Consider the following 18,574-nt stretch of genomic DNA (forward strand, 5'->3'; position numbering starts at 1 on the left):
CGCCTATGGGCTGATCCTGACTACCGCGCACGCATGTCCGCGCAGATGAAGGCCAGGTGGGCGGACCCTGCTTACCGGAAGCGGGCCGCAGGCAACAATCGCGACGAACGCGCCTACCGTTGGCAGCACATCGAGTCCGGGCGGATCGTCTCCCGGACCAAGCTCGAAATGCGCGAGGAACACGGCTTGCGTCCCGATTCACTGGACGGCCTCGTGGCTGGGCGCATCCAGACCTCGCGGGGCTGGCGGCTCGCGCCGCGGTCGCTGCTGGGCGAGGGGCCGCGGTGGATCTTTCCGTGATGGGCTAGAGCAGAGGCGGCTGCTCGCCCAGTTCCTGAGGCTCGTCGCTGGAAACGGTGGTTCCCGGCGCTCCAATCGCTTCGATGGGCTCGCCGTAGAGCGAGAAGTTCGGAATCCGCAGCGGCGGCACGAACCGAAGTTGCTCGTCAGTGTCTTTTTTCAACGCCTCTCTAAGCTCCATGAGGAGGCGGCCGAGTACATTTTCGCCCATCAACGTTTCGCCGTCCTGCAGGAGGATTGCGCCCCAGTACTCGTCCTTTCTCGACTGCTCAACGATGGACTTTTCCTTGGTGGCGAGGAGTAGGCGACCAAACTCCTTGTAATGCTGTGCGAGCTTCACTCTCAAGCACCAGCGCATCACATTGTGGCGCACTTTGTCCCAGTCGCTACGGGTTGCCTTCCTGTGGGGCTTCCCCTTCATCTTCGCGGTCATGGGGCTATGTTGAGCAATGATCTCTCGCTGCACATCGGGCAGGTCGGGGAATCGACATGCTTGGTAGAGCGCCTCACTTGTCGGAATCCTGAACCCGTTTATGCGGAGGGGGAAACCCGCGGCCATATTGGACAAGCCGCCGAAAGCCTCCTTGGTCTTGTGAACGACGACAGACTCCGCGCGCACATACGTACGGAGTCTTGCGTTGGGTTCAGAGTTCGTCAAAGTCATTGAACACGTTTTCTGCCGATGCGTATGTCTTGCGCTGAAACAGTGGGTACCAATGCAATGCCCCTGAGTCATCGTCGGGATTGCCCCACCACATAGCTAGGGGGCAATTGTTTGGGCAATTGCGGTGCGTGACGATAGTTGATCCGAATCCTACTCCGAAGCTGCCGCATCCGAGTGGGCGGTAGAAGTCGAGTAAGTTCTGCGCCAAGGACCTGATCTTTACTCCCGCAATGAGAAATTCCTGTTCAAGGAGGTTCCTTCCTGCCTCAGAAGAGAATATCCCTAGAGTTCCAAGGTTTCCTGCGGTCCGGAGCTGAACTTGTTGAGTCGCTACGTAGGCTTGTACCGCTGCATCGTTCGGGATTGAGGTGGGCCACAGAACGTCGGAAGTGTTCTTGGAGTAGAGTCGATTCTCGAAATTGAACAGCCTCCAGAAAGTTATGCGAATGTTCTTTCCTGAGCGGGCTATCGCTTCGCGTAGCTTTCTCGATTCGATGTAGTAATGGCCGCTTGTATGCAGGGCAATTGTGATCACCTTGACTACAGCATTGTTTGGTGCGGGACCCTCTATCCAAGCGGTCAAATCGGTCGAGATTCGTCCTCCGGTAAACAAGACGTCATCAAGGTAGATGAATTCTCCCTGCGGGCTTCCTGAGCGCGTGATATCAAGACCCAGCCTTTCGGCAAGCCTTTCTCCCATTAGTGAAACCATTTGTTTCTGGCTCTGGCCTCGCCTCTGGATTTTGAGGAAGTTTGCGTTGGCCCAATACACGCCCGGGTTCGATCCGGCGAGAGCGGTGTTCGTCAGAAGGCCGTCTAGGAACTGGACAAAATTATCTTTGGTTATGAATGTCTGCTTGATTACGTGATTGAACTCGCGAAGAAACGCAACTTGATTCGCTGGCGTGAACTGACTCGCCCATCGGTCTACGTGCTCTGGTGTTGGCTGAGCTATTTCGCCTTCGCGATACGTCTTGATCTCGTTTGCGATTGAAACAAGAAGGTCCCTTCTCTCGCTCATCTTCGCTCCCCCTGTAGAGCACTATTTATGGCTTCTTCTTGGCTTTCGGTTTGTCCAGCTTTTTCATTTCACGGTCAACTTTCTTGAGGCGCTTCTGGACGCCCTGAACGTCCTCCTCAATAGCGAGGTGCTCAGGCGCGGTGCCGCTGTTCTGAATCATCATGCGGCGCACTTCGCTGCCTACGTCTTGTGCGGTGCGCTGTAGGCTGTTCAGCCCGCTGACGTTCTTGCTCTTGATTCGGGCTGCTGTCTGCGTCACGCGGAACAGGTTGCCGGCAAGCTCTTCCAACCCCATGAAGTCATACAAGGTCTTGCCTTGTGGCATCCCCTTGTGGGCTTGGAGGTCGCGCAGACTCATGTTGTACATGCCACGGAAGCCGGCGTCCTTGAAGATGCCGAACTCGGTGGTCTGCAGTCCACCGTCGCGGGCTGCCCCGGTCATGGCCTTCTCGGCAATCTTGAGGTCCTCACGAGTTTCGAGACGAGCGAGGTCCGCAGATTCGACGCGCTGTTGGATGAGGGTGTCTGCGATGGCGGCAAGTGCGGCCTTGGCTTCCGCGACCTCCGGCTTCTTCGAGTCGGCGGTCATCGAGACCAGCAGGCACGCAAACCGAGTGAGCCGATACGTCTTGACGGTTTTCCCGCCTTCGATCACTTCTTCGCGGGTGAACGCTTCGGTCGGATCGAGCCCAAGGCGAGTACAGGACCCCATCGCCTTGGTGATAACGCCTTGGAACGACTGCCAAGAGTCGTACCCGAGCCAGCCCATGAGCTGATGGGCGTACCAGAAGCGGGAATCGCCGCCGTCGTGGGCGCTATCCTCGAATGCCTGAAGCGAGAAGTTTGTCGTCATCGGTTTGCTGCCATATATGCTGAATGCATCATAGGACAGCGCCCACGAACTCGCAGCGGCAGGGCAACAAAAAGGCCACCTCGACGGGTGGCCTTTTTGCCCACCTAGCCCAGCACATCAGGCGTAGTAGGTATTTTAGTAGGGTAGTTCCGGAACTGCTTGGCCGGAGCCACTACCTATTGGATAACTGGCGGAGAGAGGGGGATTCGAACCCCCGAAGCGCGGTTTAGACGCTTACACACTTTCCAGGCGTGCTCCTTCAACCACTCGGACACCTCTCCGGGACCTGCCGCCACCCGAAGGCGCTGCAGGGGCGCAGATTCTATAGGGCGGAAGCGCAGGCCACAAGCGGTAACCGCACGGATGCGGTCGATGGGGCGGGGCGTGGCACAATGGCGGCTCAGATGAAGACGGTTGCCTGATGTCCTATCTCGTCCTTGCCCGCAAGTGGCGCCCGAAGCGTTTTGCCGAGCTGGTGGGCCAGGAACACGTGGTCCGCGCGCTGAGCAACGCGCTGGACAGCGGCCGCGTCCACCATGCCTTCCTGTTCACCGGCACCCGCGGCGTGGGCAAGACCACCATCGCCCGCATCTTCGCCAAGTCGCTGAACTGCGAGCACGGCACCAGCGCCGACCCGTGCGGCCAGTGCGCGGCCTGCCTGGACATCGACAGCGGCCGCTACATCGACCTGCTGGAGATCGACGCGGCGTCCAATACCGGCGTGGACGACGTGCGCGAGGTGATCGAGAACGCGCAGTACATGCCTTCGCGCGGCAAGTTCAAGGTCTACCTGATCGACGAAGTGCACATGCTGTCCAAGGCGGCGTTCAACGCGCTGCTGAAGACGCTGGAGGAGCCGCCGGAACACGTGAAGTTCCTGCTGGCCACCACCGACCCGCAGAAGCTGCCGGTCACCGTGCTGTCGCGCTGCCTGCAGTTCAACCTCAAGCGGCTGGACGAGGAGCAGATCCGCGGGCAGATGACGCGCATCCTCGGCGCCGAGCAGATCGAGTTCGAGGACGGCGCGATCGCGCAGCTGGCGCGCGGCGCCGACGGTTCGCTGCGCGACGGCCTGTCGCTGCTGGACCAGGCCATCGCCTATGCCGGCGGCGCGCTGAGCGACGACGTGGTGCGGGCGATGCTCGGCACCGTCGACCGTACCCAGGTGGCGGCGATGCTCGATGCGCTGGCGGCCGGCGACGGCGCGCGCCTGCTGCAGGTCGTCACCATCCTGGCCGATTTCTCGCCGGACTGGAGCGGCGTGCTCGACGCGCTGGCCGAAGCCCTGCACCGCATCCAGGTGCAGCAGCTGGTGCCGGGCGCCACGACGCCAGGCGATGGCATCGATGCGGCGGCGTTCGCCTCGCGGCTGCGCCCGGAAGTGGTGCAGCTCTGGTACCAGATGGCGCTCGGCGGCCGTCGCGACCTGCACCTGGCGCCAAGCCCGCGCGCCGGGTTCGAGATGACCGTGCTGCGCATGCTGGCGTTCCGCCCGGCTGGTGCAGTGCCGGCGGTGCCGGAGGGCGACGGGCCGAATGCAGGGGCGTCGTCGTCGGTGGGCGGTTCCACGCTTGCAGCGTCGGCTGCCGCCGCTGCGTCGGCAACGCCGGCGCAGGCCGCGCCCACGCGTGAATCCGCTCATGGTGACGTGGCTCCCGAGCGGAAAGAAACTGCCCCCTTGGCGGTGCGCGAACCGCACGTCGAGCCCATGCCGGTGGTTGCCCCGGCTCCGCCAGCGAAACCCGTCCAGGCGCGCAGCGACGACGACCTGCCGCCGTGGATGGTGGAGGACGCCGAAGCCGCACGCGATCCATCGCCTGTGGCAAGCCATGCGATGCCTGAACCGATGCCCGAACCGGTACGGCAGGCGCCACCGCCGCGCCCGGCCGGTATCGCTATCGAACCGGCGAAGCCGGTTGCGCCTTCGCCCGAAGGTGGCGCGGTGCGCGCGCTGGAAAGCGCCGAGCAGTGGCTGGACCTGGTCGCTGCCAGCGGCCTGTCCGGGCCATCGCGCGAACTGGCCGCCAATGCCGCCTTCGTCGGCTACCGCAACGGCGTGCTGCGGCTGGCGCTGCTGCCGGGTTTCGAATACCTGCAGTCCGAGCGTTCGCTGGGCGCGCTGGCGCAGACCCTGGCGCAGGCGCTGGGCAGCGCGCCGAAGATCGTGATCGAGACCGGCAACGCCGAGGCCGAAACGCTGCACGAGCGCGCCGACCGCCGGCGCGGCGAACGACAGAACGCGGCCGAGGCCGTTTTCATGGCCGACCCCCAGGTGCAGCACCTGCTCGCGCAGGGCGCCCGGGTCGTGCCCGATTCCATCCGTCCCTTTGAAGAGTAGGAAGCCATGCGCGGCAACATCGCCCAACTGATGCAACAGGCCCAGAAGATGCAGGAAAACCTGCAGAAGGCCCAGGAAGAACTGGCCAAGCTGGAAGTCACCGGCAGCGCCGGCGGCGGCATGGTCAGCGTGACCCTCACCGGTACCAAGGAGTGCCGCAAGGTGCGCATCGACCCGTCGGTGCTGTCCGACCAGGAAATGGTCGAGGACCTGATCGCCGCGGCGTTCAACGATGCCTCCAACAAGATCGACAGCGAATCGCAGAGCCGCATGGGTTCGGCCACGGCCGGCATGAAGCTGCCGCCGGGCATGAAGCTGCCGTTCTGATGACGGCGGGCCGGCCTTGCCCGGCCGCCTGTTCCATCCACGCCGCGAAGCCCACGGGCTTCGCGCGTTGGTTTCGACGATGAGCACGACGCGATGAGCCTGCCGCTGCTGGAACAACTGATCGAAGCCTTCCGGGTGTTGCCCGGCGTCGGCCAGAAGACCGCCCAGCGCATGGCTTACCACGTGCTCGAACGCGCGCGCGATGGCGGCCTGCGCCTGTCCGCCGTGCTGGCCGAGGCGATCGAACGGATTGGCCACTGCGCGCAGTGCCGCGATTTCAGCGAGACAGCGGTCTGCCCGCTGTGCGCCAGCGCCAGCCGCGAACGGCAGACGCTGTGCGTGGTGGAATCGCCGGCCGACCGCCTGGCCATCGAGCACGCCACCAGTTATCGCGGCCTGTATTACGTGCTGCAGGGGCGGTTGTCGCCGCTGGACGGCATCGGTCCGCGCGAACTGGGCCTCGACCAACTGGAAGCGCGGCTGGCGCAGGGCGAGGTCACCGAGCTGATCATCGCCACCAACTCCACCGTCGAAGGCGAGGCCACCGCGCATTATCTGGCGCAGCTGGCGCGCCGCCACAAGGTGCGTCCGAGCCGGCTGGCGCAGGGACTGCCGCTGGGCGGCGAGCTGGAGTACGTGGATCGCGGCACGCTCTCGCACGCCTTCGGCAGCCGCAGCGAAATCCACGATTGAGGCAGTGCCGGTCGTTGGCCGGCAGCTGCATGGATGGCCGCGGATGCGGGGTTGCCCGTCAGCAGCTGCTACTGCCCGGCAGGAGCGCACTCCAGTGCGCGATCAAGCTCTGACGACAAGGCTTCATCGCGGGGGGGCATGCGTTGGCCGGTACCGATGGCCACTGCGTTAAGCTCCCGCCAGTCCCGATTTCCAAGGCAGGCCATGAGCAACGACACGATATTCGGCAAGATCATCCGCCGCGAGATTCCAGCCGCCATCGTCTATGAAGACGAGGATGTGCTGGGCTTCAGGGACATCGCGCCGCAGGCGCCGGTGCATGTGCTCTTCATCCCGAAGAACGAGGTCATCCCGACCCTGGACGACCTGCAGCCGGCGCAGGCGCACCTGATCGGCAAACTGGCGCTGGCCGCGGCCGGATACGCGCGCCGCGAAGGTTTCGCGCAGGACGGCTACCGCATCGTGATGAACTGCCGCGAGGACGCCGGGCAGACGGTATTCCACATCCACATGCACCTGCTGGCCGGCGCGCCGCTGGGGCATTTCGGCGCGGCTTGAGCGGCCATTGCTGCCGGTGCGCGGGCTCTGTTTCCGCCTGGCGGGAGGACTGACGATGCGGCGAACTGTCCGCCGATATCTCTGCCTGGCGCTGCCGATGGCCGTATCGGCCGCCGCGATGGCACAGGCGCCACTGCAGCCGGCCGTGGCGACGGCGGCCTTCCAGCGCATGCAGGCGCTGTGCACGGCCGATGCGGGAAAGGCGTGGGGTGCGGAGCTGTGCGGTCCCACCCTGCTGGCGGATCCGGCGACGCGGCGGTTCATGGCGAACATGGACGGGCTCGAGACTTCCCTTGAGCGGGACGGGGCGATCTTCCGTGGACGCCTGCCCGATACGGTTCCGGTCGCCAACACCGCGGTGAAATGGAACGGGCGCACCTGGACCATGCTGATGCTGCCCCTGCCGCAAGGGGAGCCGGCGCTTTCGATCCTGCTCATGCATGAAGCCTGGCACCGCATCCAGGGGCAGGTCGGCCTGGCGGCGGTCCACGCCGACCAGGAGCAACTGGAGACGGAACAGGGACGGTTGTCGCTGCGCCTTGAGCTGCGCGCGCTGGCGGCCGCCGTCGCCGCCACGGATCCGCAAGACCGGCTGCGCGCGACACGGGATGCACTGACCTTCCGGGCCTGGAGGCAGGCACGGTTCCCGGAGGCGCGGCCGGCCGAGGACGCGATGGAGCGGCACGAGGGCATCGCCGAGTACACCGGCCGGCTCCTGTCGCAGGACGCCGCGATGGCCGCGCATCTGGCCGATCACCTGCGCAAAGGCGACGGCGTCGCCGCCTATGCCCGTTCCTTCGCCTATTACACGGGGCCCGCCTATGGGGTACTGCTGGACAGCGCGTCGCCGGGCTGGCGGACAGACTGGAACCGGCGCGATGGTTTGCCGGCGATGCTCGCATCGGCCCTTGGCCTGAGGGTTTCTCCCGACGATGCGGTCTTCGCGCAGAGCGGGGCGCGTTACGGCATGGACGGAATACGGGCCGAAGAAACCGCCCGGGCCGTCAGGCAGGCCACGGTCGTGGCGGCATTGCGCGCCCGCCTGGTCGATGGACCGGTGCTCGTGGCGCCGGTGGAGGGCGCCAGTTTCAGCTTCGACCCCAACAGGGTGACGCCGCTGCCGCCGGAGGGCGCGGCCTATGCAACCATCCGCGCGGCAACGGCCTGGGGAGTATTGGAGGTCGAGAAGGATGGCCTGCTTTCGACGGACTGGTCGCGCCTGTCCGTGCAGTACGCGGGCGCGCAGGCGGCTGCCGGTGGCCTGAAGGGGGATGGCTGGTCGTTGGCCTTGAAGCCGGGCTGGGTGCTGGTGCCGGGCGCGCGGGCTGGCGACTGGACGATCCGCGCGCAGGACTGATCCCCGCCTGGAGCTGCCGGCGGGTCCGCCTTTCCCCGGACGGCCATCGCCGATCGAAAAAAGACGCCGCCCGAAGGCGGCGTCTGTCTGTTCGTCACACGTGCGGGATCACGCCCGGCCGGTCACCACCAGCCGCCGCGCCAACCCCAGCCCCAGCCGGGACCCCAGCCCGGGCCCCACGGGCCATACGGGTAGGCCGGCACCACTTCGACCTCGCGCTGCACCGGCCACAGGTACACCACGTCGGCGGCGATCTTCGGCAGCGGGTAGTCGTAGTCGCCGATTTTGGTGGTCTGGTAGCCATCGATGCGGCCGATGAAGGTCACGTCGCGGCCCGGCTCGAATACCGCCGGATCGTAGAAGCCGGCGCGGCAGGCGAGGAAGCGGCCATCGCTGGCATCGGCGGACGTGGCGCTCGGGCGGCCGTTGCCATTGAGCGGGCGGGCGATCATCTGGAAGCAGGTTTCGCCCTGGCCGGGAAGCGTCTCGATGATGCGGCCGCCCCAGCGTACCGGCGTGCCGGTCTGCTTCTGCGCGACGGTATCGCGCGGGGACACCGTACTGAACTGTCCCTGCAGCGGCTTGGGAGCGGTGGCACAGGCGGCCAGGGCCAGGCTGGCGGCGAGGGTGAGGAGGATGCGGGTCTTCATGTTCGTGCTCCGGTTGGTACTCCGGGTTGAGGGCGGTGCCTGTGCAGGTCACGCAATAATGAAGCGAGGTCCGACGAGGCGCCAGCGTAACGCGTCTCGCTGAAACGCTGGCTGAGCAGTACCAGTCCGCTGCCGGGACGCGCCGCTTCCACGCGCGCGGCCCAGCTGCCCGCCGGTTCGTGCGGATGGCGGCCCAGGCCGAGACGGGCATAGCGGCGATCGAGCCGGTGCCAGGCGCGCAGCAGCGGATCGCGTTCGCGCTCGCCGCGCGCCAGCAGCCAGGCCATGGCGGCGACGGCGATGAGCGCGAACGTGGCGAGCAGCCCGATCAGTTGCGCCGGCTCCAGACGCTCGATGCCGAAGGGGCGCAGCAACTGCTGCTGGCGCCGCGCATCGAAGGACAGGACCATGCCGTTCCAGTTGCGGCGCAGCCAGTCGCCGGCCTGCGCGAGCTGCAGCCAGCGCGCCCCGATGTCCAGCCCGGCGCCGCCGGCACCGCTCCGCGCCAGGCGGTCTTCGAGTGTGTCGCGGATGCGTTCGGGTGCTACCGCCGCGGTCGGGTCGACGCGGGTCCAGCCGCGCTGCGGCAACCAGACCTCGGCCCAGGCGTGTGCGTCCATCCTGCGCACCAGCCAGTAGCCGCCGTAGCGGTTGCGGGTGCCGCCGGCATAGCCGGTGACCACGCGGGCGGGGATGCCGGCGCCGCGCATCAGCACCACGAAGGCCGAGCTGAAGTGTTCGCAGAAGCCGGCCTTCCAGTCGAACAGGAACTCGTCGGCGCCGTGCCGGCCGGGCAGCGGTGTGCTCAGGGTGTAGCTGAAGTCGCGGCCGATCCATTGCAGCGCGCGGCGGACGATGGCCGCGTCGTCGGTGCCGGCATCCCGGCGCCATTGCCGTGCCAGCGCCAGCGTGCGTGGATTGAACCCGGCGGGCAGCTGCAGGGCCTGTTCGCGCAGGGCGGGCGGCAGGTCCGGCTGGAAGCGCGCGGGCGGCGCGGAGCGCAGGTGCCAGCGGGTCAGTGCGGTCAACGGGCGGGCGCTCACCAGGGTGTAGTCGGCGTCCAGGCCGGTTTCGTCCGGCGCAGCCAGCGGCAGGTCCAGCGCCACCAGTTCGCGCCGTTCGGTGGGTTCGTACTCGATCTGGTAGTCCCACTGCGGCGGCGCTGTGGCGACAGGCGGCGGCGCGGCGCGGCGCTGGCTTTCCAGCCGTGTCCAGGTGCGTCCGTCGAAGCGGGTCAGTACCGGTCCGCGCCAGTAACGCTGCTCGGGCGCGGGGGCCGCGCCGGCGAACTGCACGCGCAGCGCGGGACTGTCGTCGGTCATCAGGTCCAGCCACTGCCCCGGCGCCATCGTGTCCGACAGGCCGGGTTGTCCTGCCGCCCGTTGCGGGATGCCCCACAACGGTGTCGGCAGCCGCGGCAGCAGCCAGAAGGCGGACAGCGCCAGCGGCAATGCGACCGCCAGCAGCCGGCCGACCATCCGCAACTGGAAGGCGGCCGGCCGCGGCGCCGTGCCGGTCTCGGCGTCGGCCAGGCGCTGCAGGCCGAGCAGGGCGCAGACCACCGCCGCCAGCGCCAGCAGCAGGGTGCCGGGCCCCTGGTCGAGCAGGAAGGCGGCGAACGGGGCGAACAGGGCGAAGCCGAGCAGGCTGCGCGCGTCGCGCAGGGTGCGCAGTTCGCTGGATTTGATCGCCAGCATCGCCGCCAGCAACGCGCAGCCGGTGTCGCGGCCCGGCGAAGCGCCCATCTGCCAGTAGATCGCCACCAGCATGGTGGCCACCAGCAACAGGCGCAGCGGCAGGGGAACCCGGCGTCGCCAGGACAGCGCAGCCACCATCAGCGCCATCGCGGCAAACACGCCGGCCAGCGTGGTGGGCAACTGCAGCAGCAGTGGCAACAGGGCCAGCGCGGTGGTCAGCAGCGCCCAGCCGCGTGCGGCCGGATTCAGCGGTGGAAGAGCGGCCGCGCCGTTCATGGCGCGCCTCCCCGTGCGCCGCTTTTCGGGCTGCGTTGCCGTGAAAAACGGCTGTCCTGTCGTTTCTTCATGCGTCGGGCATCAACGCCAGCGCACGCAGGCACTGGTGGCGGTGGGCATCGCCGGTGGCCGGTCCCAGGGGCGGTTGGCCCGGCAGCAGCAGGCGATAGCGGCGGCCCTCGCGTTCGGCATCATCCACCCAGCGCGCCAACCGTGCGATGCGGCGCTCATGCGGCAGCGGGCCGAGGGCATGCCAGTCCAGCAGCAGCTCGGAGCCGATGGGACGTTCGTATTCGCGCACCAGCAGGGTGTCGCGGCGGGCCGAGTGTTTCCAGGCGATGGTGCGTCGGGCGTCGCCCTGCCGGTAGGGGCGCAGCTGCTGCAGTTCGTCGCCGAGCCGGTGCTGGCGGGTACGGGGCGAGGCGCTGCCGGTGTCGGGCAGCGGTGGAGCGGCATGTTCCGGAGCGGGATAGACCAGCACCGGCGCCGCCGGCCAGACCCAGCTCCAGGCGCGCACCAGCCCCAGCGGCTGGGTGGTGGACAGGCGGATCCGCTGCAGGTCGAGCCAGCCGCGGTGGACGGTGGGCAGCCACAGGTCGATTTCCGTGCGGTCGGTCTCGGCGAGGTCGGCGCAGGCCGTGGCCGGACCGCGGGCCACCTGCAGCCCGCGACGCGGTCGGCGGTCATTGCGGGCCAGCGCCAGGCGCAGCCGCAGCGGCATGCCGGCCGCCACCGGCTCGGCCGATGCGGCCTCCACGCGCAGCCCGGCCAACTGCAGATGCGCCTGCAGCGCGCTGGCCAGCGCGGTGGCCGCGAGCAGCAGGGCCAGCAGCAGTGCCGGGTTGTTGTTGTAGTTCAGCGCGCCCAGCAGCATCACCGCCAGCAGCGCGGCGAGGAACAGGCCGAAGCCGGTGGGCAGGACGTAGATGCGATGGCGATCGAGCGTGACCGGCAGCGATTCGGGCCGGCGCGGCCGCGCGAGTCGTTGCAGGGCCTGCAGGCGGGCGTGCAGCCAGGCGGGCACGTCAGTCGACCTGGACGCCATGCAGGAGAGTCGCGGCCAGAGCCGCGCCCGAGGATGACTCCGCTTCGGCGACGAGACGATGCCCGGCCACGGCGATGAACAACGCCTGCACGTCTTCCGGCAGCACGTGTTCCCTGCCGGCCAGCAGCGCATGCGCCCTGGCCGCGCGCAGCAGGGCGATGCCGGCGCGCGGCGACAGGCCGACGCGGATGCCGGGCTGCTGGCGGCTGCGCGCCAGCAGGCGCTGCACGTAGTCGACCAGCGCATCGCTGGCATGGACCTGTTCGACGGCCATGCGCAGGTCGCGGATGTCCTGTTCGGACAGGCTGGGCAGCGTCTGTGCGATCAGGTCGCGGCGGCTGGCGCCGGCTAGCAGCGCGCGTTCGGCGCCGGCATCGGGATAGCCGAGGGTGAGCCGCAGCAGGAAGCGGTCCAGCTGCGAGTCCGGCAACGGGAAGGTGCCGGACATGTCCACCGGGTTCTGCGTGGCGATCACGAAGAACGGATCGGGCAGCGCATGGGTGGTGCCATCCAGCGTCACCTGCTGTTCTGCCATGGCTTCCAGCAGCGCGCTCTGCGTGCGCGGCGGCGCGCGGTTGATCTCGTCGGCCAGCAGCACGTTGCTGAACACCGGCCCCGGATGGAAACGGAAACCGCGGCTTTCCGCCTCGTAGATGGAGATGCCCAGCACGTCGGCGGGCAGCAGGTCGGAGGTGAACTGCACGCGCTGGAACTGCAGCCCCAGCGTGGAGGCCATGGCATGGGCGAGGGTGGTCTTGCCCAGCCCGGGCAGGTCCTCGATCAGCAGGTGGCCGCCGGCCAGCAGCGCGACGAACGCCAGCCTTACCTCCGCGGTCTTGCCCAGCAGCAGGGCGTTGACCTGGTCCTGCGCCTGCTGCAAAGCCTTGAAGGCGACATCGGTTAGCATTCTTCGTGACGGCATCGGAGCCATGGTCGTCTCGGATCAGGGGTCTAAGGGAGTGTAAGCGGCAATGCAGGTGGGTCAGCGTGCGCGCAATGCGTTCGTCGTGCTTTGGGTGGTGATCACGGCGCTGAAGGCGGTCGTGGCCGCGCGCCTGCCGTTGTTCGTCGACGAGGCGTTCTACTGGCAGGAGGGCCGGCATCTGGCAGCCGCCTATTCGGACCTGCCGGCGCTGACCGCGTGGATGACGCGTTTCGGCGAAGAGCTGGCCGGCCATCACGCCTTCGGCATACGCCTGCCGTTCCTGGTGATGGGGGCGCTCCTGCCGTGGATGGTCGTGCGCATATCCGCACGCTGGTTCGGAGCGCGGTTCGGTTGGCAGGCCGGCTCGCTCACGCTGTTGATGCCGCTCTCGGCGACGCTGGGGATCCTGGCGGTGCCCGACGTGCCCATGGCGTTCGCCGCCGTGCTCTGCCTCGACGCCGGCGCCCGCCTGCTGCGCAATGTCGATGCGGGCAGCGCGTTGATGCTGGCCTCCGGGCTGGTGCTGGGGGCGCTGAGCCACTACCGCTTCATCGGCGTGATCGGGGTCGGTTTCATCGCGCTGCTGCTGTTGCCGGAAGGTCGGCGCACGCTGCGCGATGCACGGATATGGGTGGCGCTGACGGTCGGCATCGTCGCCTGGTTGCCGCTGCTGGCCTGGAACCTGGACAACCAGGACGCGGGCCTGAAGTTCCAGCTGGTCGAGCGCCATCCCTGGGCGTTCCAGAGCAGCGGGCTGTGGTTCCTGGCCATCCAACCGCTGCTGGTGACGCCGTTGCTATGCATCGCCATGTGGCAGGCATGTGTGGCCGGCATCCGCCCGCTGCCGGCGGGCCCGCACCCGGTGCAATGGCGCTATTTCGCGCTGGTGGGCGGTGTCTCCACGCTCGCCATCTTCCTGCTCGGGTTCTTCACCGACGTGGAGCGCATCAGTTTCCATTGGCCGCTGCCGGGCTACTTCGCCCTGCTGGTAGCGGTGCCGCTCATCCTTGGCCGCTGGCCACGCCTCTGGCGGCGGCTCGCCTGGGTGCTGGCGCTGGCCGGCGTGGTCTGCGCGTTCGGCTATTACCTGGTCGCCGCTTCGCCGGCGCTGCGCGAGCAGCTGGCCGGCAACAAGTTCTACCCGCGCAATTTCGCCGGCTGGCAGCCCCTGGCCGATGCGGTGCGCGAGGAACTGGCCGGCATGCCGGAAGGCACCCGGGTGGTGGCCGGCAGCTTCAAGGTTGGCGCCGAGCTGGGATTCCTGCGCGACGATGCGTCCATCCATGTACTGCCGCATCCGCTCAACGACAAGCACGGACGTACCGCGCAGCTGGCATTGTGGAAGCTGATCGGAGAAGACCCGCATCCAGGCCAGCGGCTGCTGGTGCTGGCGCCGGGCGACCAGCGCTATCGCGACCTGCTGGCGCGCTACCACCAGGTGTGCGCGCTGGTGGGGCCGCTGCCGCCACCGCGCGTCGTGTCCACCGACCATGGCTACCAGCGTTTCCTGCTGTTCCGGCTGCCGGCCGGAAAGCAGCAGGGAGCCTGCGTCACCCCGGCGATGGCCTGGGTCAATATGCCGGAACCGGACGCTGTGGTGAGGGGTGTTGTCGACGTGCAGGGCTGGGCGTTCAAGGATGGCGTGGGGCTGGCCGGCGTCGATGTGCTGGTGGATGGCAAGGTCGTGGCCGTGGCCGACTACGGAGCGGACTACGATGTCACCGGCTACTGGAAGGTATCCACCGATCCGTATCATCCGAAGGTCGGCTTCAATGCGCATCTCGATGGCGCTGCGCTGGCGCCCGGCAGACACTGGCTTGGGCTGCGGCTGCGTGGGCGCGATGGCAGCGTCGAGGAATGGCAGGAGCAACCGTTCGAGGTTCCGGCGCGCTGACGCATCGGCGGCGTTGCCCGGCTTGGGTTCGAAGGCAGGTGTCGAGACTTGGGGGATGACATGGAGGCATTGAGCGGAACGCAGGTGACGCGCCGGCAGGCGCGCCTCTGGAGCATTGTTGGGGCACTGCTGCTGGTGGCGGCCACGCTGGCGCTGCACATCGGGTTGCCGCTGTGGGACCACATCGATCTGGTGCCGATTTATCGCGCCTGGCTGGAAGGGGACGTGTCTTCATCCGGGTTCTGGCGGGTGCATGACGGCAGCCATCTGCATACGTCGGCCTATGCGGTCTTGCTGCTGACCACCTGGTTGTCGCATGGGCGGCCCTGGCTGGATTGCCTGGTCAGTGCGCTGTTGATGGTGGGTGTGGCAATGCTGCTGTTGCGCTTGGCGAGCCGTGTGCTGCCGCGCGGATTGGCGCGCGGATGGTGGTTCGTGGTGGGACTGCTGGCGTTCTATCCGGGACATCTGATCAACCTGCAATGGGGGTGGCAGGTTGCCGTCTTCATCAGCCTGGCAGGCCTGGTGGTGCCGGTGGTCCTTTTGACGGCGAGCAGCCTGCGCTGGAGCGGATGGGTGGCGAGCCTGGTGGCCGCAGTGCTCGGCGTCATGTCGTTTGGCACGACGTTGGCGGTATTCCCGGTGGCGGTAGCCTTGCTGCTGTCGCGATCGGACTGGAGCTGGTTGCGGCGGGCAATCGGCGTGTCGTTCTGGTTATTGGCGCTGGCCGGGCTGGTGGCGTGGATGCGTTGGGATCATGCTGGCCAGGCCATTGCGCGGCCGCACCTTGGCGATGCCTTGCTGTATGCGGGCAATTACCTGGGCAGCGGCCTGCTGCATTTCGCGCAGCCATTGGCATTGCCGTGGCTGGGAGTGGCGCTGCTAGTGGCGGCAGTCGTGGCGTGGCGTGCGCCACGGCAGCGTTTGCTGCCTTGTCTGGCACTGATGGCCTGCGCCATGGGTGCGGCGCTGTTGACGGCCTGGGGGCGTGCGGCTCCTTTCGGAGTGGAGCATGGCTTCATGACCCGCTACGTGAGTTACTCGATCCTGTTCTGGTTCGGCTGGTTCATGCTGGTGCTGCCGGCGATGGTCGAACGGCCTGCTTGGCGCCGATGGTTGCGGCCATTGCTGTTGTTGGCTGCGGTGATTGCCACGTTCAACGCCATGCACATGACCAAGAAGGCGATTGGCGTGTCACGCAACGCCAATGCCTATGCCCGGCAGATCGTGAGCCAGTATCCGGACTACGATCCGCAGTTGCTGGAACGCGCCTACGGGCCGGGAAGGGACCAGACAGCTCCAGAATTGCTGGGTATCTGGCGGCAATACGGTTTCGCGCCATTCGAGCGGACGCCGGAATGAATGCCCTGCACCCCGGCGTTCATGGCAGGCGATATCCCGCCTGGCGCAGCAGGTTCGACAGCGCGATCAGGGGCAGGCCGACCAATGCGCTGGGATCTTCGCTGTGGATCGCCTCGAACAGCGCGATGCCCAGCCCCTCGCACTTGAAGCTGCCGGCGCAGTCCAGCGGCAGTTCCGCCTCGACGTAGCGCTCGATCTCGTCCGCGTGCAGCGTGCGGAAGTGGACTCGGGTCAGGTCGGCGGCCTGCAGGTGCCGTTCGCCGTTGCTCAGGCAGATGGCGGTATGGAACAGCACCTCGCGGCCCGACATCGCGGCCAGCTGCGAGCAGGCGGCTGCGCGGGTGCCGGGCTTGCCGAGCGGCGCACCCCCCAGCTCGGCGACCTGGTCCGAGCCGATGACCCATGCGCCCGGGTGGCGCGCGGCCACGACCGCGGCTTTCGCCTGCGCCAGCCGCGCGGCCAGCACGGAGGGCGGTTCGCCGGGAAGCGGGGTTTCATCCGCCTCCGGGGCCGCGCAGCTGAACGGTATCCGCAGGCGGGACAGCAGTTCGGCCCGATAGCGGGAAGTGGAGGCGAGAATCAGGGCTGACATGCGAGAATACCGGCGTGGAAGCCGTATCGAGTCTGCGTTCCCGGCGCCTTCGTGGCAATGGCCGGCGGAGTGGATTTGACAGCGGGTTGGCCTGTCCTTAACATTCTGCAGCTTATGTCCGCGAACGTGCCCGAATTGCTGGATGCTTGGCGGATGGTCGCAGCGCGCAGGCGCTTCGAAGGCCGTGTGCCGTTGTCCGCACTGGCACGCCTGCAGGGGCTGGTCGCCGATGCCGAAGGAGAGTGCAGCTATGCGCTGGAGTTCGGTCGCGACGAGGTCCTGCGGGTCGCCTATGTCGAATTGACCATCGATGCCGCGCTGCCGCTGGTCTGCCAGCGCAGCATGCAGCGTTTCCTGTTGCCGGTGAACATGGTGCAGCGGCTGGGCCTGGTCCGCGACGAAGACGAGGAACAGGCGCTTCCGCCGGATTACGAAGCGCTGCTGGTGCCGGAAGACGGCAGCCTGCGGCCGCTGGATCTGGTGGAGGACGAGCTGGTGATGGCGGTGCCGGTAGTGCCGGTGGCGCCGGGGAGCGAGGCGGTCGAACGCGACTTCTCCGCGACCAGCGAGGAACTGGGCAAGGCCAATCCGTTCGCGGCATTGGCGGCGCTGAAGAAACAATAGCAGCCGGTTGTCGTCGGCGGCTGCGGCGAAAGCAAAACCAGTGCCGGATGTCAGCATCCCGCGCACTGCAACGACGAAACGAACGAACCGAGTTTGGAGCAATCCCATGGCTGTGCAGAAATCCCGTGTTACCCCGTCCCGCCGCGGCCAGCGCCGTTCGCATGACTCGCTGAGCGCCAAGCAGCTGTCCACCGACCCGACCACCGGCGAAGTGCACCTGCGTCACCACATCACCGCCGACGGCTTCTACCGCGGCAAGAAGGTGATCGCGACCAAGACCTCGGTCGTCGAAGAAGATTGATTCGCGGCGACGGCCGCCGCCATGCGGCGGCCGTCGCACCGATTCTTCCGGGTCTGCCGCAGAGCCGGCCCGCGCAACAGGAACCAGCATGAGCAAGCGGATCTACTCGAGGATCGCGGGCACCGGTAGCTATTTGCCCGAGAAGGTGTTGACCAATGAGGATCTGACCAAGATCGTCGACACCAGTGACGAGTGGATCCAGTCGCGTACGGGCATCCGCGAGCGGCACGTCGCCGCCGATGGCGAGACGACCGGCGACCTTGGCTACAACGCCGCGCTGCGCGCGCTGGAAGCGGCCGGCATCGAGCCGTCGCAGCTGGACATGATCGTCGTGGGGACCACCACGCCGGACCTGATCTTCCCGTCCACCGCCTGCCTGATCCAGGCGCGCCTCGGCGCGGCCGGCGCGGCGGCGTTCGACGTCAATGCGGCATGCTCGGGCTTCCTGTTCGCCTTGAGCGTGGCCGACAAATTCATCCGCAGCGGCGACGCCAGGCACGTACTGGTGATCGGTGCGGAAACCCTGACCCGCATCGTCGACTGGAACGACCGCACCACCTGCGTGCTGTTCGGCGATGGCGCCGGCGCCGTCGTGCTCAAGGCCGACGAGGACACCGGCATCCTCAGTACCCATCTGCATGCCGACGGCACCAAGAAGGAACTGCTGTGGCACCCGGTCGGCGTATCCACTGGCCTGGACAAGCCCGGCAAGCTGACCATGAAGGGCAACGACGTGTTCAAGTACGCCGTCAAGGCGCTGGACTCGGTCGTGGACGAAACCCTGCAGGCCAACGGCCTGGACAAGTCCGACCTGGACTGGCTGATCCCGCACCAGGCCAACCTGCGCATCATCGAAGCCACGGCCAAGCGCCTGGATATGTCGATGGAGCAGGTGGTGGTGACCGTGGACAGGCATGGCAATACCTCGGCGGGCTCGGTGCCGCTGGCGCTGGATCACGCGATCCGCTCCGGCAAGGTCGAGCGTGGCCAGCTGCTGCTGCTGGAAGCCTTCGGCGGCGGCTTCACCTGGGGTTCGGCGCTGCTGCGCTATTGATATACCGGATTGGCCGGGGGCATGAGGTTCCCGGCGCGGCCCG

General features: G+C 67.3%; 19 protein-coding genes and 1 tRNA gene. 11 read left to right on the forward strand and 9 right to left on the reverse strand.

The features are described 5' to 3' along the window. Window positions 1-33: 33 nt before the first annotated feature. Window positions 34-300 (forward strand): hypothetical protein, encoded by a 267-nt coding sequence (locus ABB22_RS00225; protein ID WP_057504983.1) that lies wholly within the window; start codon window positions 34-36, stop codon window positions 298-300. 4 nt (window positions 301-304) lie between these two features. Here the strand turns inward: ABB22_RS00225 and ABB22_RS00230 are convergent, their stop codons facing one another. From ABB22_RS00230 to ABB22_RS00240, 4 genes are all read right to left on the reverse strand, one after another. Beyond that, window positions 305-1,036, reverse strand: coding sequence for an NADAR family anti-phage protein (locus ABB22_RS00230; protein WP_333783563.1), 732 nt, complete (start codon window positions 1,034-1,036; stop codon window positions 305-307). Then, entirely contained in the window at window positions 945-1,985 is a 1,041-nt protein-coding gene (locus ABB22_RS17605) for a phosphoribosyltransferase-like anti-phage protein (protein ID WP_082592128.1), read from the reverse strand. The genes ABB22_RS00230 and ABB22_RS17605 overlap by 92 nt, the downstream gene beginning before the upstream one ends. 25 nt (window positions 1,986-2,010) lie before the next feature. Continuing rightward, entirely contained in the window at window positions 2,011-2,838 is an 828-nt protein-coding gene (locus ABB22_RS18665) for a hypothetical protein (RefSeq protein WP_244481322.1), read from the reverse strand. 188 nt (window positions 2,839-3,026) lie between these two features. After that, a tRNA-Ser gene (locus tag ABB22_RS00240) sits at window positions 3,027-3,119 on the reverse strand. Between the two features lie 140 nt (window positions 3,120-3,259). Here ABB22_RS00240 and dnaX point away from each other — a divergent pair. The 5 genes from dnaX to ABB22_RS00265 all read left to right on the forward strand — a co-directional run bounded on the left by dnaX (window position 3,260) and on the right by ABB22_RS00265 (window position 8,111). Continuing rightward, entirely contained in the window at window positions 3,260-5,176 is a 1,917-nt protein-coding gene (dnaX, locus tag ABB22_RS00245; protein ID WP_055767725.1) for a DNA polymerase III subunit gamma/tau, read from the forward strand. Window positions 5,177-5,182: 6 nt separating this feature from the next. After that, the gene (locus tag ABB22_RS00250) at window positions 5,183-5,503 is read left to right on the forward strand and encodes a YbaB/EbfC family nucleoid-associated protein (RefSeq protein ID WP_055767728.1); all 321 of its coding nucleotides are present in this window, start codon (window positions 5,183-5,185) and stop codon (window positions 5,501-5,503) included. A 93-nt stretch (window positions 5,504-5,596) separates the two neighbouring features. Next, window positions 5,597-6,196: a recombination mediator RecR gene (recR, locus tag ABB22_RS00255; RefSeq protein WP_055767730.1), complete on the forward strand. Its 600-nt coding sequence runs from the start codon at window positions 5,597-5,599 to the stop codon at window positions 6,194-6,196. Between the two features lie 204 nt (window positions 6,197-6,400). Continuing rightward, on the forward strand, window positions 6,401-6,754 hold the full coding sequence (locus tag ABB22_RS00260; protein ID WP_055767733.1) for a histidine triad nucleotide-binding protein: 354 nt from the start codon (window positions 6,401-6,403) through the stop codon (window positions 6,752-6,754). A gap of 97 nt (window positions 6,755-6,851) precedes the next feature. Continuing rightward, complete coding sequence (locus ABB22_RS00265; RefSeq protein ID WP_055767736.1) at window positions 6,852-8,111, forward strand: hypothetical protein; 1,260 nt, start codon at window positions 6,852-6,854, stop codon at window positions 8,109-8,111. A 122-nt stretch (window positions 8,112-8,233) separates the two neighbouring features. On the opposite strand, the gene ABB22_RS00270 is transcribed toward ABB22_RS00265, so the two are convergent. The 4 genes from ABB22_RS00270 to ABB22_RS00285 all read right to left on the reverse strand — a co-directional run bounded on the left by ABB22_RS00270 (window position 8,234) and on the right by ABB22_RS00285 (window position 12,710). Continuing rightward, window positions 8,234-8,761 (reverse strand): Slp family lipoprotein, encoded by a 528-nt coding sequence (locus tag ABB22_RS00270; protein ID WP_055767738.1) that lies wholly within the window; start codon window positions 8,759-8,761, stop codon window positions 8,234-8,236. Continuing rightward, complete coding sequence (locus tag ABB22_RS00275) at window positions 8,758-10,734, reverse strand: transglutaminase TgpA family protein (RefSeq protein WP_055767741.1); 1,977 nt, start codon at window positions 10,732-10,734, stop codon at window positions 8,758-8,760. Before ABB22_RS00275 ends, ABB22_RS00270 begins: the two co-directional genes overlap by 4 nt. Before the next feature lie 67 nt (window positions 10,735-10,801). Then, window positions 10,802-11,746, reverse strand: a complete 945-nt coding sequence (locus ABB22_RS00280; protein WP_235504284.1) for a DUF58 domain-containing protein — start codon at window positions 11,744-11,746, stop codon at window positions 10,802-10,804. 13 nt (window positions 11,747-11,759) lie between these two features. Beyond that, window positions 11,760-12,710: an AAA family ATPase gene (locus ABB22_RS00285; RefSeq protein WP_055767747.1), complete on the reverse strand. Its 951-nt coding sequence runs from the start codon at window positions 12,708-12,710 to the stop codon at window positions 11,760-11,762. Between the two features lie 40 nt (window positions 12,711-12,750). Here ABB22_RS00285 and ABB22_RS00290 point away from each other — a divergent pair, with 40 nt between their 5' ends. Beyond that, the gene (locus ABB22_RS00290) at window positions 12,751-14,598 is read left to right on the forward strand and encodes an ArnT family glycosyltransferase (protein ID WP_055767751.1); all 1,848 of its coding nucleotides are present in this window, start codon (window positions 12,751-12,753) and stop codon (window positions 14,596-14,598) included. A 48-nt stretch (window positions 14,599-14,646) separates the two neighbouring features. Beyond that, window positions 14,647-15,960 carry a hypothetical protein gene (locus ABB22_RS00295; RefSeq protein ID WP_152983971.1) on the forward strand — a complete coding sequence of 438 codons (1,314 nt, stop codon included), beginning with the start codon at window positions 14,647-14,649 and terminating at the stop codon, window positions 15,958-15,960. A gap of 19 nt (window positions 15,961-15,979) precedes the next feature. Here ABB22_RS00295 and ABB22_RS00300 read toward each other — a convergent pair whose 3' ends face one another. Then, window positions 15,980-16,552: a Maf family protein gene (locus ABB22_RS00300; protein ID WP_055767756.1), complete on the reverse strand. Its 573-nt coding sequence runs from the start codon at window positions 16,550-16,552 to the stop codon at window positions 15,980-15,982. 114 nt (window positions 16,553-16,666) lie between these two features. Between ABB22_RS00300 and ABB22_RS00305 the strand changes: the two genes are divergently transcribed. The 3 genes from ABB22_RS00305 to ABB22_RS00315 all read left to right on the forward strand — a co-directional run bounded on the left by ABB22_RS00305 (window position 16,667) and on the right by ABB22_RS00315 (window position 18,531). Then, window positions 16,667-17,176 carry a YceD family protein gene (locus ABB22_RS00305; RefSeq protein ID WP_055767760.1) on the forward strand — a complete coding sequence of 170 codons (510 nt, stop codon included), beginning with the start codon at window positions 16,667-16,669 and terminating at the stop codon, window positions 17,174-17,176. Window positions 17,177-17,282: 106 nt separating this feature from the next. After that, on the forward strand, window positions 17,283-17,477 hold the full coding sequence (gene rpmF, locus ABB22_RS00310; protein ID WP_055767762.1) for a 50S ribosomal protein L32: 195 nt from the start codon (window positions 17,283-17,285) through the stop codon (window positions 17,475-17,477). An 88-nt stretch (window positions 17,478-17,565) separates the two neighbouring features. Further along, window positions 17,566-18,531 carry a beta-ketoacyl-ACP synthase III gene (locus tag ABB22_RS00315; RefSeq protein ID WP_055767764.1) on the forward strand — a complete coding sequence of 322 codons (966 nt, stop codon included), beginning with the start codon at window positions 17,566-17,568 and terminating at the stop codon, window positions 18,529-18,531. The last annotated feature ends 43 nt before the right edge of the window (window positions 18,532-18,574 follow it).

This window comes from Stenotrophomonas nitritireducens, from assembly GCF_001431425.1.
GTDB lineage: Bacteria > Pseudomonadota > Gammaproteobacteria > Xanthomonadales > Xanthomonadaceae > Stenotrophomonas > Stenotrophomonas nitritireducens.

Coding starts and splice junctions, on each gene's coding strand:
- ABB22_RS00225 (WP_057504983.1), top strand. CDS start 34: ATGTCCGCGCAGATGAAGGCCAGGTGGGCGGACCCTGCTTACCGGAAG.
- ABB22_RS00230 (WP_333783563.1), bottom strand. CDS start 1,036: ATGACTCAGGGGCATTGCATTGGTACCCACTGTTTCAGCGCAAGACAT.
- ABB22_RS17605 (WP_082592128.1), bottom strand. CDS start 1,985: ATGAGCGAGAGAAGGGACCTTCTTGTTTCAATCGCAAACGAGATCAAG.
- ABB22_RS18665 (WP_244481322.1), bottom strand. CDS start 2,838: ATGACGACAAACTTCTCGCTTCAGGCATTCGAGGATAGCGCCCACGAC.
- dnaX (WP_055767725.1), top strand. CDS start 3,260: ATGTCCTATCTCGTCCTTGCCCGCAAGTGGCGCCCGAAGCGTTTTGCC.
- ABB22_RS00250 (WP_055767728.1), top strand. CDS start 5,183: ATGCGCGGCAACATCGCCCAACTGATGCAACAGGCCCAGAAGATGCAG.
- recR (WP_055767730.1), top strand. CDS start 5,597: ATGAGCCTGCCGCTGCTGGAACAACTGATCGAAGCCTTCCGGGTGTTG.
- ABB22_RS00260 (WP_055767733.1), top strand. CDS start 6,401: ATGAGCAACGACACGATATTCGGCAAGATCATCCGCCGCGAGATTCCA.
- ABB22_RS00265 (WP_055767736.1), top strand. CDS start 6,852: ATGGCCGTATCGGCCGCCGCGATGGCACAGGCGCCACTGCAGCCGGCC.
- ABB22_RS00270 (WP_055767738.1), bottom strand. CDS start 8,761: ATGAAGACCCGCATCCTCCTCACCCTCGCCGCCAGCCTGGCCCTGGCC.
- ABB22_RS00275 (WP_055767741.1), bottom strand. CDS start 10,734: ATGAACGGCGCGGCCGCTCTTCCACCGCTGAATCCGGCCGCACGCGGC.
- ABB22_RS00285 (WP_055767747.1), bottom strand. CDS start 12,710: ATGGCTCCGATGCCGTCACGAAGAATGCTAACCGATGTCGCCTTCAAG.
- ABB22_RS00290 (WP_055767751.1), top strand. CDS start 12,751: ATGCAGGTGGGTCAGCGTGCGCGCAATGCGTTCGTCGTGCTTTGGGTG.
- ABB22_RS00300 (WP_055767756.1), bottom strand. CDS start 16,552: ATGTCAGCCCTGATTCTCGCCTCCACTTCCCGCTATCGGGCCGAACTG.
- ABB22_RS00305 (WP_055767760.1), top strand. CDS start 16,667: ATGTCCGCGAACGTGCCCGAATTGCTGGATGCTTGGCGGATGGTCGCA.
- rpmF (WP_055767762.1), top strand. CDS start 17,283: ATGGCTGTGCAGAAATCCCGTGTTACCCCGTCCCGCCGCGGCCAGCGC.
- ABB22_RS00315 (WP_055767764.1), top strand. CDS start 17,566: ATGAGCAAGCGGATCTACTCGAGGATCGCGGGCACCGGTAGCTATTTG.